The organism is Pseudoalteromonas sp. S327 (assembly GCF_005886415.1).
Classification (GTDB): Bacteria; Pseudomonadota; Gammaproteobacteria; order Enterobacterales; family Alteromonadaceae; genus Pseudoalteromonas; species Pseudoalteromonas atlantica.
In genome coordinates this window covers 1-347 of record NZ_PNDP01000085.1, presented here as the reverse complement: position 1 = coordinate 347, position 347 = coordinate 1, and the positions used below count along the sequence as shown (strand labels likewise).

Sequence of the window (347 nt, the reverse complement as noted above, 5' to 3'; positions counted from 1 at the left end):
CGTTGGGTAACGGATTTTTATTTCGGTTGTTGGTATAATTGCGTTGGGGGGACGGAGAAGGCTATGATAGCTTGGCGATGGTTGTCGATGTGAAAGTGAGTAGGCTAGCGACTTAGGTAAATCCGGGTTGCTGTTAGGCTGAGACACGAGACGAGCACCCAAGGGTGTGAAGTTGCTGATGCCATACTTCCAGGAAAAGCCTCTAAGCTTCAGATTATACCGAATCGTACCCCAAACCGACACAGGTGGTCAGGTAGAGAATACTAAGGCGCTTGAGAGAACTCGGGTCAAGGAACTAGTCAAAATCGAAACGTAACTTAGTGAGAATGTACGCTCCTATCTGTGAT

Annotated in this window: 1 rRNA gene; it reads left to right on the top strand. The window is 47.6% G+C overall.

The annotated features are described in order from the left end of the window. Window positions 1–347, top strand: a 23S ribosomal RNA gene (locus CWB60_RS19680); the annotation flags it as partial.